The sequence below is a fragment of the Kitasatospora sp. NPDC057940 genome (assembly GCF_042887425.1).
In the GTDB taxonomy this organism is placed as follows: domain Bacteria; phylum Actinomycetota; class Actinomycetes; order Streptomycetales; family Streptomycetaceae; genus Kitasatospora.
The window spans coordinates 72,622-88,981 of record NZ_JBHVPH010000016.1 but is presented as its reverse complement, the minus strand read 5'-3'; the positions used below and the strand labels follow the sequence as shown (position 1 = coordinate 88,981).

The window sequence follows — 16,360 nt, the reverse complement described above, 5'->3', positions numbered from 1 at the left end:
CCTGTCTACAGGCTGTTCACGTTCTTCGGATCGGTTCAGCTCGCCCCACGGCGAGCGACATCAGGGCGCGTGCTGCTCGTAGTTGAGGCTCCACTGCTGGTTGGCCTGCAGACCGGGGCAGTTCCAGATACCGAGCCGGGTGCCCTGCTCGGTGGCCCACCCGGGCAGCTCGAGGCAGCGGCCGCCAGGGTTGTCCGCGGTGACGGTGGCGGGGAGGTAGATCCGGCCGTCCGGGCGGACGGCCCACTTCTGACCGGTGTTGCCCACGCAGCGGGACAGGATCAGGCCGGTTCCGTTACCGAGGGCGTTGCCCTTGGTCGAGACGCACCAGCTGCCGGAACGGATGGTGCCGTCGGTGGCGAAGTTGAACCGCTGGTTGATGGTCTGCCAGCAGGCGTAGGCGGCGACCTCGGTGCCTTCGTTGGGTCCGCCGATGGAGTCGGCGCACAGCCAGTTCACGAGCTGGGAGTGAATGGTGACGCTGGAGTCGGAGAAGCCGGCGAAGGCCGGCGGGACGAAGCCGTCGACCTTGCCCTTGGTGCCGGTGCTGCTCTTGCCCGCGAAGATGGAGAGCGCGTTGCTGTTGTCCATGACCCAGAGGTCGGGGGTGCCGTCGTTGTTGAGGTCTCCGGCGCCGATCCGGGGGTAGTCGCCCGCCTTGACCGGCTGGCCGACGTTCAGCTTGATCCCCTGGTCGGGCTTGGTGAGGGCGGAGTAGTCGACCGTTCCGTCGGCCTTGTAGCCGAGCGGGTAGGCGAAGAGGTCGCCCGTCGTGCGGTTCCGCGCCCAGATGGTGGTCTGGTAGGTGGGGTCGGTGGTGCCGGAGACGGCGGTCGCCCCGTTGGCCGCACCCGGGTTGAGCAGTTCCAGGTCGGCCCAGCTGCCGGAGACGGCCGGGAGGTAGGTCGCGGCGTCGAGGGAGTCGACGAGGCCGTTGGGCTGGAAGAGGTAGAGGTTGTTGTTCTCCAGGGAGAGAACAGAGGTCTGGGTCATGATGACCTTGCGGGCCTCGTTGCCCGGCTCACCACCCACGGCCTCGCCGTCGGGCGTGCCGATCGCGATGACCTGCGAGGCGCCGCTCCAGTTCTTCTGGTTGTAGCCGGAGCAAGGCTTGCCGGTCTCGTAGGTCGTGCAGGCCGGGCGGTTGAGGGCGATCGGGGTCAGGGTGTCGAAGCGCCCGGTGCCGTTGTTGGGGATCAGGTAGAGGGCCTCGCGCAGCTTGGAGGTCGTGTCCTTGGTGTAGTGGGCGAGGATCTCGTCGACGGCCTGTCCGACGGCGAAGGTGCCGTGGTGGCTGACCTGGTAGTCGGACCAGGTGGCGCCGAAGTCGCGGTTTCCCGGGGCGGCGGCAGCGGGGGCGGCCAGGGACGTGGTGGGGTCGATGGTGCCGCCGATGACGCGCAGGTCACCGTTCCTGTCGACGGTGATGACGTCGGGCTTCTGGTCGTTGTCGACGTCGCCGAACAGGGGCTGGGTGTCGGGCTTCCAGGGAACGTAGAAGTTGTAGACGGCCGGCTGGCTGTAGTTGCCGGCGTTGTCCATGGCCCAGGCGTACAGGGTGTTGGTACCCCAGTCCCTGGGCTTGTAGGTGTACGGCTGGCCGGGGGGCAGGGTTCCGTTCTGGCCGCAGCGCCAGCCGACGACCGGTGTCGGGTCCGTGCTCACGCGCACGCAGGCGACACCGGAGGCCTGGAGCCCGGCGCCGGGGGCGGGGTCCTCGGCGTTGATGGTGAAGGCGCCCGGGTCGTTCATGTACTTGTCCGGGGTGGGGTTGGGGGTGCCCGACGGCGGGAAGTCGGTCGAGCTGATGCTGACGCGCGGGTTGGTCCTGTCGACGCGGAAGTAGCACCACGGGGTCATGGGCGAGGTGAGGATCTCGTCGGTGGCACGGGCGGTCCAACCGTACTGGTGGCCGTCCGACAGCGATCCCACGCCCACGGAGGGGCCGGGGTCGTTGTAGCTGGTCCCCCAGCGTCCCTGGGTCCAGCTGAAGTTGGCGTCGTTGTCGTCCCACATCTGGTAGTCGGTGTGGAGGGTCTGCCCGGCGGGCGAGTAGCTGTTGGCCGTGAGGTTGATGTTCTGGGTGGCGCCGATCCAGCCGGGATTGTCCCAGGGGTGCGCGCCGCCGGTGGTGCACTCGGCGACACTGTTGTTCCAGGCGAAGCCGGGGGCGGGGCTGGTGCGCGGGTACCAGACGGTCGGAGTGATGTCGTAAGTGGTGGTGATGGAGGGATTGTTGGCTATGTAGTGCCGATAGAGCTTCTCCCACTCGTTGCCCATCGGGGCGATGCCGACGGTCCACCAGGGCCACTGGCCGGCGATCGCCTGCTTCATCATGTCGGTCACGTCGACGGCCAGCGGGCCGGTGCCGGTGATCCACTGGCCGTTGACCGTCGGGCAGTTCTCCATGGCGACGTTGCCGTTGGTGCCGCAGGGCTGATCGTTCCAACTGGTGTGCTCATGGATGGGCTTGGGAGCCGAGTACACCACGAGCGGCGAGTTCGTGCCTGGGCTGGAGGCGCCGGTGACCTGGAAGTTGAGGGTGGAACTCTGGATGCTCGGCGGGCTCTCGGCGCCGCCGGGCTTGGTGTAGAGCACCGGGTTGATGCCGAACTGGAAGTAGGCGCGCTGGCGGCCCAGGTCACCGCAGTCCAGGCTCGGGTCACTGCTGTGGTAGCCGCAGTAGCCGGTGGCCAGATTGCTCTTCTTGTTGAAGTTCTCCGCTTTCTTGTGGTTCTCCTGGACCTCCACCGAGCCCTGGACCGAGCTCGTCGCCGCCACCAGGGACGGGTCGAGGTACCAGGGACCGTCACCGGATCCGAGGGCGTTGTGGTCCGGTGTCAGTTCGATCGCCGCGGGCGTGATCTTGGTCGTGATGGCGGCCACGTTCGCACCGTCACCCGGCTCCTCGGCGGTCGACGGAATCCCGCTCGCACTCCCCGTGGGCGCGGGCGTCGGGGCGGCCCCCAACGCCGCACGCACCGAGCCCCTGGAAGACCGGTCGGCGGTAGCGGTCGAAGGCGCGGGCTTGCTGGAGTCCCACTGCAGCGGCACCGGGGCGCGGAAGCGCGTGACACCGCTGTCGTCGACGACGGTGATGCCGCCGGACTGGTCCTTGGCCATCGACAGGCCCTGGGCGGAGACGGGGAAGGTCAGCGACTTGAGTGCCGCACTCTCGGCTGCCTCCTTGGTCCGCACGATGATGGCGTCCCGCCAACCGCCCTGGGACAGCGCGGTCAACTGCAGGTCCACGCCGGGCAGGACGTCGGTGTAGGTGGCGTTGGCGCCGGTCACGGACGGCTTGGGCAAGGCGAACGGGGCGTTCACCGCAAGGCTCTTGCCGTCGTCGGTCGTCACGGTGGCCATCGGGCCCGCCCCGCCGCCGGAGAACTTCAGCCCGGTAGTCGCGACAAGCGGGCTGAACGTGCCGTCCGCGTTGACCCGCAACGTCGAGTCGATGTCCGCCCAGGCACCTCCGCGCTTGGTCCGTACGGCCTGGGCATTGTCGGTGCTGGTCAGCGTGCCGTCGGGGTTGGCGATGGTCCTGGAGGCCTCATTGGTCAAGGTCTCGACGGTGACCGGCTTTCCGGTCGTCTTGGCCTTGGCAAGCGCGTCCAGCATGGCCTGCTGCGCGGGGGTGCGGGCGGGGGCCGGTGACGAAGGGACGATCGGCGCCAGTCCGCCCACAGGGCCGTGGGTCGGCGGGGCGGGGGCAGTGTCGGCCGCGATCGCTGCCGGCGCGCTGAGCAGGGCCAGACTCAGGGCGCAGCCGGTGCCGAGGGCGGTCAGCGCGAGTATGCGCCTGCGTATGGACGGTGTTGGCGGTGTGTGCGCGATTGCGCCTGGAGTGCTGGTCATGCGGATTGCGGGGTCCCTCCCGGTCGGGCCGCACCCTCGATGGGATGCGTTCGGGTGGGAACGATGCGCGCTGGCCTGTGGATCGGTCAAACCCTTTGTCGGTACGTGCCGATGTGTCCGGATAAGCCGCGGATCGCGAGATCAAGACTTCATAAACATCTCATGCACAGCACCGGCGCGACCTGGTGGCGTGTCAGTGGGTGCACATATCGTCACCTCGATCCTGACACACCCATGTCCATATGACGCTGTGTCGACAATGACTGAGGAGACACCACTGTGGTGGTTTGGCCTGCCCGGAAACGGGCCGGAAAACGAATAGGCGGCCGATGGCGGTCGCCGGCTGTGGCGGCCCTGGTCGCTCTCACGCTGACCGGGGTGAGCGTGCCGCCGGCGGTGGCATGGACCTACCCCGAGCCCGAGGGGGAGGTCTGGGCTCCTCCGAACACGCCCCTGGGAAGCGCGGCCCCCTCCGTCAAGGGACACGATGCCCAGCCGCCGGGCGCCAAGACGGCGGTCAAGGCAGCGGACTGGAAGCCGGAGACCGCTCCGCCGGTCGTCACCGGCACCGCAACGGTCGTGCTCGGCTCCGACAGCGCCGAGGCCGAGGCAGCCCGCAGGGCCACCGGTGGGGCTTCACCCGCCTCCGGTGGCATGACCGGAACCAAGGCCGGGGATCTGGCCGTCCGGGTCGCACCGGGAACCGGCCAGGGTGAGAGCGCGCACGCCGTCACCGTCGAGGTGGCCGGACAGGACAAGGGCAAGGCCGCAGGCGTCAACGGGCCGCTGGTGGCGCTGGCCGACGCCAAGGCGTCGGTCGGTGGCGACGGACGGCAGGCGAGCGTCACCCTGGACCTGAAGGCCCTACAGGCGGGCGGGTGGTCGGACCGTGCCGGCCTCGTCTCGCTCCCGGCCTGTTCACTGACCACGCCGGAACGCCCCGAGTGCCGTACGCAGACTCCGGTTCCGGTGAAGAACGACGGCTCCGGCACGATCACTGCGGATGTCACCCTTCCCCCTGCGGCACCTGGCAACGCCCAGGGCGGTGCGGTGAAGGCGTCGTTCACCACGGCGAAGTCGACCGCCCAGGCACCTGCGCAGGCCCTGAACGCCGGCAGCACCGGGGGAACCGGTGGCTCCGTGGTCCTGGCCCCCGCGGCCTCCCCGTCGGGCCCCCTGGGCAACTTCACCGCGACGCCGCTGTCGTCGTCGGTGGCCTGGTCCGCGGGCTCCAACACGGGCGGCTTCACCTACAGCTACCCGATCCAGACGCCGCCGGCGCTCGGCGGCGCCGCACCCACCGTGGCGCTGAGCTACAACTCGGCGAACGTGGACGGCAAGACGTCCTCCACGAACGCGCAGCCCTCGTGGATCGGCGACGGCTGGGGCTACGAGCCCGGCTACATCGAGCGGTCCTACCGCAGCTGCGACAAGGCTGGCATCACCGGCTCGGGCGACCAGTGCTGGGCCGGGCAGAACGCCACCTTCTCCCTCGGCGGCCGGGCCGGTGCGATCGTGCGCGACGACGACACCCACGTCTGGCACCTGGAGAGTGACGACGGCACCAAGGTCGAGCAACTCACCGGCGCTCCGAAGGCGGCGGGTGATGTCGACTACCAGGGTATGGAGTACTGGCGGATCACCACGCCCGACGGTGTCCAGTACTACTACGGCCTCAACCACCTGCCGGGCGGTGACGGCAGCGACCCTGCGGCAAACTCCGTCCTGACTCTTCCGGTGTACTCGCCCAACAGCGGCGACCCCTGCTACAACTCCGGCAGTGGTAACAACTCCTGGTGCCAGATGGCCTGGCGCTGGCAGCTCGACTACGTGGTCGACCCGCACGGCAACCTGACCACGTACAAGTACGCCGCCGAGGGCAACAAGTACAACCGCGGCCGCGTCCAGAGCGGCGGCACCGGCACCCTCGCCGACTACCAGCGGGCCGGCTACCTCAAGGAGATCGCCTACGGCCAGCGCCTGGACGAGCAGAAGGCGGCCAAGGGCGGCGCGAACCCGGCGGCGAAGGTCCTGTTCACCGTCGCGGAGCGCTGCATTCCCGGCGGTTCGATCACCTGCTCCGAGTCCCAGCGCACCGCGGCCAACGCGGAGGCCTGGCCCGATACGCCGATCGACCAGATCTGCACCGACGGCTCGTGCGTGAACTCGGCACCCACCTTCTTCACGACCAAGCGCCTGACCGGGATCTCGACACAGGTCATGGCCGGCTCCGCCTACCGCACCGTCGACACCTGGAACCTCAACCAGGAACTCGCCGACCCCGGGGACGCCACCAAGCGAATCCTGCAGCTGGATTCCGTCCAGCGGGTGCCGAGCAACGGCCAGGCGGCGATCGAGGACCTGCCCGCCGTCCAGTTCAAGTACACGATGCGCGCCAACCGCGTCGACGGCCTGGTCCCGGCCGAGAAGATGTACATGCGCCCGCGCATCCAGGAGATCACCACCGAGACCGGCGGGCGGATCGGCGTCGTCTACGCCGACCCCGAATGCTCCCGGGTGAACAACCACATGCCGTCCTCCGAGGACGGCAACACGATGGCCTGCATGCCCGTCAAGTGGTACCCGACGTTCCTGTCCTCGAAGGACCCGATCAACGACTGGTTCGACAAGCCCCTCGTCAAGACCGTCGTCGAGCTGGACCTCGTCAGCACACCCAATGTCGGCAAGACCACCGAGTACACCTACGACGGTGAGGCCGCCTGGCACCGCAACAACGCGGAGTTCACCGACTCCAAGACCCGGACCTGGGACCAGTTCCGCGGCTACCAGTCCGTCACCACCACCACCGGCGGCGGTGGCTCCAGCGAGGCCCCCAAGACCCAGCAGAAGGTCACCTACCTGCGGGGCATGAACGACGACTACCTCGCCAACGGCAAGACCCGCAGCGTCCAGGTCCCCAACCCGCTCGGCGGCACCGTCACCGACAGCGCCCAGCTGTCCGGCCGCGTCGTCGCCACCGAGGTCTACGACCAGGCCGGCGGGACGGTCACGGCCGTCTCCGGGAACACCTACAACGGGCAGACGAGCTCCGCGACCCACGCCCAGAGCGCGGGCGCGCCGAAGATCCAGGCGTGGCTTTCGGACTCCGAGACCACCGCGATCACCAAGGCCAGGCTCTCCGACGGCAGCTGGCGCACGACCACGACGGTCACGACCACCGAGCCGGCCAACGGCAACCGCGTCATCAAGGTCGACGACAAGGGCGACGGCACCGCCGCCACCCCCGAGACCTGCACGACCACCGGTTACGCGGTCAGCGACAACCCCCAGCTCCTGACCCTGGCGTCGGGAATGACCACCTTCCAGGGGTCTTGCAGCGCGACGGCCACGGCAGCCAACACCCAGTCCAGCAGCCGCATCGTCTACGACGGCAAGCCCTTCCAGCAGGCCGGCTCGACCGGTGACCCCACCAGCACCGAGGTCCTCGACCACTTCGACCAGGCCGGCAACCCCGTCTACACCCATGACGGCAGTGCGACCTTCGACGCCTACGGCCGGTCCGTCACGACTGCGACAACCGATGGCTCGACCTACGACCGCAACGGCGCCCAGCTGAGCGGGCCGTCGGTCACGCCTGCCGTCACGTCGCTCGCCCGCACCCCGGCTGCCGGACAGCTGCCGACGGAGGTCCGCACCACCGGACCGATGGGAGCCGCTTGGACCACCACCGTCACCCAGGATCCGGCCCGCGGCTCACCTCTGGTCAGTAAGGACATCAACGGCCGAGTCACCACCGCCCAGTACGACGCCCTCGGTCGCATCACCGCGGTCTGGGCGCCCGACCGGCCGACCGAGGAACTGCCGAGCCGGAAGTTCACCTATCTTCTGAACGGCTCCAAGGCACCGTCCACCGTCAAGACCGAATCGATCAACGACGACGCGGTCACCTACTCCGCGAGCATCGACATCTACGACGGCCTGGCACGGCCACGGCAAACCCAGAGCACCAGCGCCGCCAAGCCGACCGGGCGCCTGATCACCGACACCGTCTACGACACCCACGGCTGGGTGATCAAGACCTCGGCTCCGTACTACGAACAGGGCTCCTTCCCCACCGAGTCCGTCTTCGTCCCGGCAGCCGACGGCCAGGTCCCCGGCCAGACGTGGAACACCTACGACGGCAACGGACGCGTCGTGCGCTCGGAGTTCCGCTCCTACGGCAACCTCCAGTGGGCCACCAACACCGCCTACCCCGGCGCCGACCGCACCGACGTCACCCCGCCCTCGGGTTCCACACCGACCTCGACCGTGGTTGACGCCCGAGGCCGCACCACCGCCCTGGGGCAGTACCGGACGCCGACCGCGACCGGCAACCTGGCCGACGCGGACCTCACCAGCTACGGATACACGCCGGGTGGTCTCACCACGTCCCGGACCGATAGCAGCGGCAACGCGTGGAGCTACTCCTACGATCTGCGCGGACGCCAGACTTCGACGTCCGATCCGGACGCCGGTACGACCCGGACGTTCTACGACGTCAACTCGCGTATCGACCACACCGTCGACGCCAAGAACAACACCCTCTCCTACACCTACGACCTGCTCGGCCGTAAGACCGGCACGTTCAACGGCGCCGCGGCGCCCGCGAACCAGCTGGCCTCCTGGACGTACGACACCCTCGTCAAGGGCCAGCCCACCTCTTCGACCCGCTACGTGGGCGGAGCAGGCGGCACGGCCTACACCAAGGCCGTCACCGACTACGACACCGCCTACCGACCTCTCGGCTCATCGATCACCATCCCCTCCGCCGAGGGTGCGCTCGCCGGCACCTACACGACGACCAACACCTACAGCCCGGTCATCGGCTCCCTGACGAAGGTCGGCATTCCCGCCGCCGGCGGCCTGCCGGCCGAAACCGTCAGCTATGGCCGGACCATCACCGGCCTGCTCACCGCGGCCGCCAGCCTCAGCAAGGCCGTCATCGCCAAGGTCGAGTACGACGCCCTTGCACGCCCGGTGCGTACGACGGTCGGTCAGTACGGCAAGCAGGTCGTCTCCACCCAGCAGTACGACTGGGCCACCGGACGGGTCATCAACAACTTCACCGACCGCCAGGTCGGAACCGTCTCGGTCGACCAGACCAGCTACACCTACACCCAGTCCGGCCAGATCACCTCGGCCACCACCATCCAGGACGCCTCGGCGACCGACACCCAGTGCTTCACCTATGACCACCTCCGCCGGCTGACCGGCGCCTGGACCGACACCGCGGGCACCTTCACCACCGCCGACTGGACCGACTCCTCAGGCGAGGTCCACGGCACCGGCAGTTCCACCACCGTGCCCGGCGTCGGCGGCTGCAACAACGCGAACGGCCCGGCCACCGTCAACCCCGGTGGACGGACCGTCGGCGGACCGGCGCCCTACTGGAACACCTACACCTACGACGCGACCGGCAACCGCACCGGCCTCGTGCAGCACGACATCACCGGCAACAGCCTCAACGACATCACCACGGCCCAGACCTTCGGAGCCGCCAAGAGCACCAACTCCCCGACCAGCGCCCCCAACACCGGCGGCGGAACCGGCGGGCCCCACGCCCTGCTCAGCTCCACCACCAGCGGGCCGGCAGGTACCAAGGCCGTCAGCTACCAGTACGACGCCAAGGGCAACACCACCGCCATCACGGACACCGGCGGCACCACCACCCTGACCTGGAACGGCGAGGACAAGCTCGACTCCGTCACCAAGACCGGCCAGGCCGGCGCCACCACCTACCTGTACGACGCCGACGGCAACCAGCTCATCCGCCGCAACCCCGGCAAGACCACGCTCAACCTGCCCACCGACGAGCTCACCCTCGACACGGCCAGCGGGTCCACGAGCAACGTCCGCTCCATCACCGCCCCGGGCGGTCTGACCTACACCCGCGTCACCGCCGCCATCGGCGGAGGCACCGTCCTGATCCAGGCCGCCGACCCGCACGGCACCAGCGGCCTCCAGGTCAACACCAACGCAACCCAGACCGTCACCCGCCGCCCCACCGACCCGTTCGGCAACCCCCGCGGCGCCCAGCCCACCGCTAATCAGTGGGCTGGCACCAAGGGCTTCGTCGGCGGCAGCAAGGACGACACCACCGGACTCACCAACCTGGGCGCCCGCCAGTACGACCCCATCCGCGGACGCTTCATCAGCCCCGACCCCATCCTCGACGCAGCCGACCCCCAGCAGTGGAACGGCTACGCCTACAGCAACAACAACCCTGTCAACCTCTCCGACCCCAGCGGCCTTCGCCCTGAGGGCGTCTGCGGTGGATTCGGCACCTGCACGGACGACAAGGGCAACGTCACCACCGAGACGTTCAAACTCGAAAGAGACGGCTCCTGGACTGAGACCTACTGGAACCAGTGGAGCGGCAGCAGGGACCATCCCAATGTCGTAAGCAAGCACGTCTTCATCATCTACCGCGGCGGCACGGTCAAGGGAGCCATCAAGGAGGCCTTTGAAACCGCCCAGTACATCCCCGGGCTGAACGCCATAGGCGCCGTCGGATCCGCCGCCATGGACGTCTACGACGGCAATTACCTGAGCGCCGCCCAGAACGCCGCAGGCCTCATCCCCGGTGCACGCGTTGCCGGGAAGGCCGCAAAGGCCGTGGAAAAGGCCTATGCCGTCGAGCAAAAAGTCGAAGACGTCGCGAACGCGGCATGTGACATCACCAATCTGCTCAACACTGCGCACAGCTTCCCCCCAGGCACGCGAGTGCTCCTGGCCGATGGCACGACTCAAGCCATTGAGAATCTCCAGGCCGGCGACCAGGTCCAGGCAACGGACCCAACAACGGGGAACACGGAGTCCAAGCCCGTCACCCGCACTATCCTCACGCCGGATGACGAGCAATTCACCGGACTGACTCTGCGGGTCAGCGATTCCGGGAAGACGGAGAACCTCACCAGCACCCAGCACCACCCGTTCTGGAACGAAACCACCCACCGCTGGACCAACGCCTCAGAACTTCACCCCGGCGACGAAGTCCGCGCAGCAAACGGCCGAACCATCACTGTCCAAGCGGTAAGGAACTACGACACCGCCCCTCAGGCCGCCTACGACCTCACCATCGCCGACCTCCACACGTACTATGTGCTGGCGGGGGCTACGCCAGTACTCGTCCATAACTGTGACGAAGTCATTGACGCAGTCCGTGCGGAAGCAGAAGCCGTTGCGGACCTTTCAGGCTCTCAGCGCCCGCAGGTGATTGAAGGCCTGCAAGTTCCAGGATATTCTCCCATCGTGGCTCATAGCGATGGCGGGGCAGGTACTCGTCGCGTACATCCAACCGTACAGGGAATTCTCGACTCCATCCCGACCGATGCACACGGAAATAACCACGGAGGTTGCGGCTTGGTTCAATGCTTGACAGAAGCCCTGGACTCCGGCCTCGATCCTACTGGATCCACCGCCGCAGCCACATTGGGGCGCACAAGGACGAACAAGAACTTCCAAAAACTCATTGGTCCATGCCCCAGCTGCCAGGTACTTGTAAAACACTTCGGAATTAACTTTAAGATGGGGGAATAGGTGTCTCGATTCTCACCCGAAGTGGAGATGACACTCCGGCGGTGTGGCTGGTCTCCCCACCGCCGAGCCGATCTCACATCATGGAAGTTTGCACTACCGGACTTCTCCTGGCATGCCAAGGCCGAGGAGTTTCTTCAAGAGTTTGGCGGTATCCGAGTCGACATCAGTGGCCCTGGAATCACACGCGCGCAGGAACCGTTCGAGTTCGATCCAGAACTCGCCATCGGAGAAGAGGAGAGATTTTCGGAGCTCTCCCAAACATTTGGTCACGACTTCTTCCCGCTAGGGGAAGCAGGACAGGGCGAGTTCTTCCTGGCGATCGACGAAGAGGGCGTCATCTATCTCCTTGGGTCTTGGGCGCTTAGGCTGGGTTTCGGGGATTCGGCGCTGGAGAATCTCATTATGGGGATTGCAGCGGAAAGGCTAACATTGCCGACAAAATCCACCCCGTGACCGCGTCAACCCAGTGCGCGACAGTAGGGATGACAACTGCGCTAGTGGCCCGATAACTAGCGGCTAGAGACCAGCAAGAGTTAGCAGCCAAGTAAGGCTCAGCGGCCCCAGCGGATTTATTTCCGGTGGGGCCGCTGTGGTGTTTGACGGCAGTAGCCGACGTCAATTTCAGCGAACACGAGCTACACAAAGCGGCGGTTCGCCATCGCCTGGCTGGCTGGCTCGGCAGGGACGTTAAGCGTACGGCCGAGGATTTCGATAGCGTCGCACTGAAATCGGAGCTGGACATGGATTTTGGAGTTGTTCGGAGGTTCTTTACTTGATCGATACAGCCCGCTGTTAGGAGCCACGCCAGGATCAGCGGAGTCGGCGATCCGGGCGCGCATCAGGCAGCACAGATCCAGGCCCTGAACCGGCCCCATCCGGTGCTGCCGGTGATGCCCGAGCGCCGAACCCATGACTACGTGCGCAACGGCCTGACCATGCTGTTCGCCGCCTTCGACGCCGACAGTGGCAAGGCCATCACTTCCCTGCACCGCCGGCATCGCGCGGCGGAGTTCAGGAAGTTCCTCGTCAAGATCGACCAGGAGGTCCCTGACTGCCTCGACATCCACCTGATCTGTGACAACTACGGAACCCACAAGACCCCGGCGATCAGGTCCTAGCTGGCCCAACACCCCAGGTTCCACATGCACTTCACCTCGACCGGATCCTCGTGGATCAACCAGGTGGAACGCTGGTTCGACTTCCTCACCGACCAGATGATCCGCCGCGGAGCCCGCAGGAACGTCCAGGCCCTCGAACGGGACATTCGCACCTGGGTCAAAAACTGGAACGAAGACCCCACACCGTTCACTTGGACCAAGACCGCCGACGAGATCCTCGAATCCCTCGCCCGATTCTGCCGACGGATCTCCGGCGCAGAACACTAGCCTGGATCGCCGGACTCCGGGCAACCGTCAACCAAGCCATCGCCCGGTGGGGCGGCCAACTGTGCGCAAAGATGGGCGATTTGCGCAAGGGCGGGCAGGTGGAGGTGGGGTCGTCCGGGAGGGGGGTGGGGGCGGCGTGGCGGGTGCGACCTGGGGTGGAGGGGGTTAGGTCGTGGGCAGGACGCGGTGGGGGTGGGGGCGGGCCTAGCGTGGCGGTATGTCGACAACTTCTCGGTGGCGGAGTGCTGTTCTGCTCGCCGTGCCCATTGCCGTCCTGATTTCGCTGGCCGGTCCGCAGGCCGCGCTGGCGGCTTCCCCGACGGTCGGAACGCTCTCGTTGAGTGCGACGACGGAGGTGCCGCAGGTACCGCAGGTGCCCGCGCCGACGACGCGGCGGACGATCGGTGCCGCGTCGGTGCACCTGGTGGACAAGACGCGGCACGACCCCTGGCGGGCGGACGCCGCGAGTCGCGAGCTGATGGCCACCCTCTGGTACCCGGCGCAGCCCGCGCGCGGGGAGCACGGGGAGCAACTGCCGTACGTCTCGCCCGAGGTGTCGTCCGCGCTGTTCGGCACCCCGGCTGTCAGTGAGGTGCGGACGGGTGTGAAGGCCCGTACGGTGCCCGCGCCCGGGCGGCACCCGGTGGTGGTGCTCTCCCCCGGTTACGGCTACAGCCGCACCTCGCTCACCGCCCTCGCCGAGGACCTCGCGGCCCGGGGCTACGTGGTGGCCGCGCTGGACCACACCTACGAGACGGTCGTGCAGTTCCCCGACGGGCGGGTGGAGACCTGCCTGATCTGCGATCACGTGGACGACCAGCGGGCGGCCGAGGTCACCCGCAGTCGGGCGAAGGACATCAGTTTCCTGATCGACCGGCTGACCGCGCCCGGGCCCGGGCTGGTCCGCGGGTTGCAGGTCGACCGCTCCCGGATCGGCGCGGCCGGCCACTCGATCGGCGGCGCGAGCGCCGTCGAGGCGATGAGCGAGGACCGGCGGATCCGCGCCGCCGCCAACCTGGACGGCGACTTCTTCGCCCCGCTGCCGGCCGACGGCCTCGCCCGCCCGGTGCTGCTGCTCGGCGCCCAGCGGCACGCCGACAGGCCCGCGACGGCCAACTGGGACGAGACCTGGCAGCACCTGACCGGCTGGAAGCGCTGGCTGGACCTGCCGGAGGCCGGCCACCTGTCGTTCTGCGACATGCACTGGCTGGTGGACTCCCTCGGCGTCCGCGACCAGCTGCCGCCCGACACCACCCCGGAGCAGTACGGCACCATCAAGGGCGACCGCGCGCTCGCCGCCACCCGGGCGTACCTCGGCGCGTTCTTCGACCGGCACCTGCTCAACCGCCCGAGCCGACTGCTGGACGGCCCCTCGGCGGCCTTCCCGGAGGTCCGCTTCGCCAAGTAGCAGGTGGCGATCGGCGAGTAGCGAGTGGCAGGTAAGGAGTGGCGAGTGGGCCGCCGACCGGACGGCGGCGGCCCGGGGCGCCCGATCAGGTGATTCGGCCGCTGCAGGGCTGTGACCTGCGGCGGATCGGGGCAGTCCTCCGGCGCAGCCGCCATCCGCGGCGGCTCCCCGGACACTCTGGAGTGACGACATGCGACGGATCAGCAAGGCGCTCGGCGCGGTGGCCATGGCTGCGGCGGTGGCAGTGGCGGTGCCCGGTTCGGCCCAGGCGGCCACCGGTCAGCTGCGGGTCGGGTTCAAGACCTACAACAACCCCTCGGGCTGCTACCAGAGCGACATCTGGCCCCTCATCGTCGAGAACCTCACCGACAAGCCCGCCGACGTCCACGATCGGCCGGGCTGCGAGGGGCCCGTCATCGGCGTGGTGAACCCGGGCGAGACCAAGACGTTCGAGTTCGGCGCGAGCGTGAGAATCGCCTGACCCTCCGGACGGTGAAGAGGCCGGTCGATCCGACGTGATGTCGGGGCGGCCGGCCTCTTCGGTTAGCTGCCGCCGCCAGGGTGCGCAACGGGATGACGTGTTCATGCGAATGGGTCGATACGCGGGTGGACTGCAAGGGAACTGTCTGCGGAGCCCCATCCCCCACCAAGGAGGTTTCCTCATGAAACGACTGCTCTTCGTCGCCGGCATGGCCACCGCCATCCTGGGCCTGACCGGTGTCGGCGCCGCCGGTGCGGCCGACGGGAGCGCGCACGGCGTCCCCAGCAAGCGGGTCGGTGAAGTGATCCGGTGCGATGAGGTGAACGCCGACGGGCCGAACGTGATGGGCCGCTCCTGCGACAGCACCACCTGGGGGCCGCTGGAGAACTTCGTCATCATGGACCGCACGACACGCGCGGGGTACCAGTGTCAGAGCGGCTGGGCCGAGGGCTCCCTGTGGGTGAACGGCCAGAACTGTCGCCCCATCCCCGCCTGATCGGCGCCCGTCGCCGCTGTGGGACCAGAACGGCCGGTCGACTGTCGAGTCGACCGGCCGTTCACGTGCGGCGAACCGGCACAATCCTTTGACCAGCAGCGATCCACCCGAGCGCCGGATCAGCCGGATCAGCCAGCCAGGGTGTCCTTCAGCCAGGGGACGATCACGGCCATCGCCTCGCCGAAGCGCGAGATGGCGCAGTGGCCGGTGTCCGGGATCAGTTCGACCCGGGTGTCCCGGCGCCCCTCGAACACCAGGGTGTCGTCCATCGGGACGTGGACGTCCTCGGTGCCGTTGACGACCAGCATCGGCCCGTTGGCGTCCTGGTCCAGCAGCGGGCGCAGGTCGAACGCCGCGAAGGCCTTCTCGAGCTCGGCCCCGCTCGGCGCGGCGTCGAAGCCCAGGGCGTTGCCGACGATGCCGTCCATGCCGAAGGCGAAGCCGCGACCGGGAGCGAAGGAGCGTTCCACCGGGCCGCCGAGCACCACGGAGGCATCCACCGCCCCCGTCAGTCCGGTCCGGGCGGAGTAGTAGCCGCCCATCGAGATGCCGAAGTGCCCGACCTTCCCGTTACCGGCCGCGCGGGCGAAGGAGACCAGTCCGGCGATCACCTCGGCCCCGCCGTCCGGGGTCATCGGCAGGTGGGCGGTCTCGCCGGTGCCGGGGAGGTCGAACAGCAGCAGCCGCGCCGGCAGGGTGAACGCGAGCTGCTCCCACATGCCGTGCAGGTCGGTCTTCCAGGAGTCCACGCCGCCGCTGGCCAGCACGACCGGCGCGTCGGCGGGCAGGCCCGGGGCGGCCATCAGGTGGATCGGCAGGGTGGCGTCGCCGCCGCGGTACGGGACGGTGAGCGTGCGGCGCTCGAACTCCACCGGGAAGCCGGGGGCCGCGAGGACGTACTGCTCGACCTGGCGGGCGAGCGCGGTTCGCTTCGGCTCGTCGGCGAGCGAGGGGAACTTGGCCCAGCCGTACGCCTGCGCGGCCAGACGGTGGCGCCCGGCCTCGGCGTGCCGGGCGGCGAGGGCGGACCACTCGTGCACCCAGCTGCCGGGCCGGTCAGGCCACATCTCGGTGACGGCGGCGCGGACGGCGTCCACCTCGTCGGCGGGGAGGCCGAGGGTCATCTGCGGGTAGCGCTCGACGAACAGGTCCTGCGGGTCCAGGGGCCAGGTGAAGGACATAGTGGTGCCTCC

7 protein-coding genes and 1 pseudogene are annotated in these 16,360 nt (G+C 68.2%); 6 read left to right on the top strand and 2 right to left on the bottom strand.

Annotated elements, in window-relative coordinates; all coding sequences use genetic code 11:
• Positions 1-60: 60 nt before the first annotated feature.
• Positions 61-3,858 carry a ricin-type beta-trefoil lectin domain protein gene (locus ACFVTF_RS23445; RefSeq protein WP_387816211.1) on the bottom strand — a complete coding sequence of 1,266 codons (3,798 nt, stop codon included), beginning with the start codon at positions 3,856-3,858 and terminating at the stop codon, positions 61-63.
• Positions 3,859-4,236: 378 nt separating this feature from the next.
• Between ACFVTF_RS23445 and ACFVTF_RS23440 the strand changes: the two genes are divergently transcribed.
• From ACFVTF_RS23440 to ACFVTF_RS23415, 6 genes and pseudogenes are all read left to right on the top strand, one after another.
• Positions 4,237-11,397, top strand: coding sequence for a polymorphic toxin-type HINT domain-containing protein (locus ACFVTF_RS23440; protein ID WP_387816209.1), 7,161 nt, complete (start codon positions 4,237-4,239; stop codon positions 11,395-11,397).
• Positions 11,398-11,418: 21 nt separating this feature from the next.
• Complete coding sequence (locus tag ACFVTF_RS23435; RefSeq protein ID WP_387816207.1) at positions 11,419-11,850, top strand: SUKH-3 domain-containing protein; 432 nt, start codon at positions 11,419-11,421, stop codon at positions 11,848-11,850.
• Positions 11,851-12,236: 386 nt separating this feature from the next.
• Positions 12,237-12,782 (top strand): annotated as a pseudogene (locus tag ACFVTF_RS23430) (IS630 family transposase); the annotation flags it as partial.
• A gap of 259 nt (positions 12,783-13,041) precedes the next feature.
• Positions 13,042-14,190 carry an alpha/beta hydrolase family protein gene (locus ACFVTF_RS23425; RefSeq protein ID WP_387816205.1) on the top strand — a complete coding sequence of 383 codons (1,149 nt, stop codon included), beginning with the start codon at positions 13,042-13,044 and terminating at the stop codon, positions 14,188-14,190.
• A gap of 190 nt (positions 14,191-14,380) precedes the next feature.
• A complete protein-coding gene (locus tag ACFVTF_RS23420) occupies positions 14,381-14,671 on the top strand; it encodes a hypothetical protein (protein WP_371519152.1) in 291 nt (96 codons plus the stop codon).
• Between the two features lie 181 nt (positions 14,672-14,852).
• Entirely contained in the window at positions 14,853-15,167 is a 315-nt protein-coding gene (locus ACFVTF_RS23415; protein WP_387816203.1) for a hypothetical protein, read from the top strand.
• A 128-nt stretch (positions 15,168-15,295) separates the two neighbouring features.
• Here ACFVTF_RS23415 and ACFVTF_RS23410 read toward each other — a convergent pair whose 3' ends face one another.
• The gene (locus ACFVTF_RS23410; protein ID WP_387816201.1) at positions 15,296-16,348 is read right to left on the bottom strand and encodes an alpha/beta hydrolase; all 1,053 of its coding nucleotides are present in this window, start codon (positions 16,346-16,348) and stop codon (positions 15,296-15,298) included.
• Positions 16,349-16,360 lie beyond the last annotated feature (12 nt).

Coding starts and splice junctions, on each gene's coding strand:
- ACFVTF_RS23445 (WP_387816211.1), bottom strand. CDS start 3,858: ATGACCAGCACTCCAGGCGCAATCGCGCACACACCGCCAACACCGTCC.
- ACFVTF_RS23420 (WP_371519152.1), top strand. CDS start 14,381: ATGCGACGGATCAGCAAGGCGCTCGGCGCGGTGGCCATGGCTGCGGCG.
- ACFVTF_RS23415 (WP_387816203.1), top strand. CDS start 14,853: ATGAAACGACTGCTCTTCGTCGCCGGCATGGCCACCGCCATCCTGGGC.
- ACFVTF_RS23410 (WP_387816201.1), bottom strand. CDS start 16,348: ATGTCCTTCACCTGGCCCCTGGACCCGCAGGACCTGTTCGTCGAGCGC.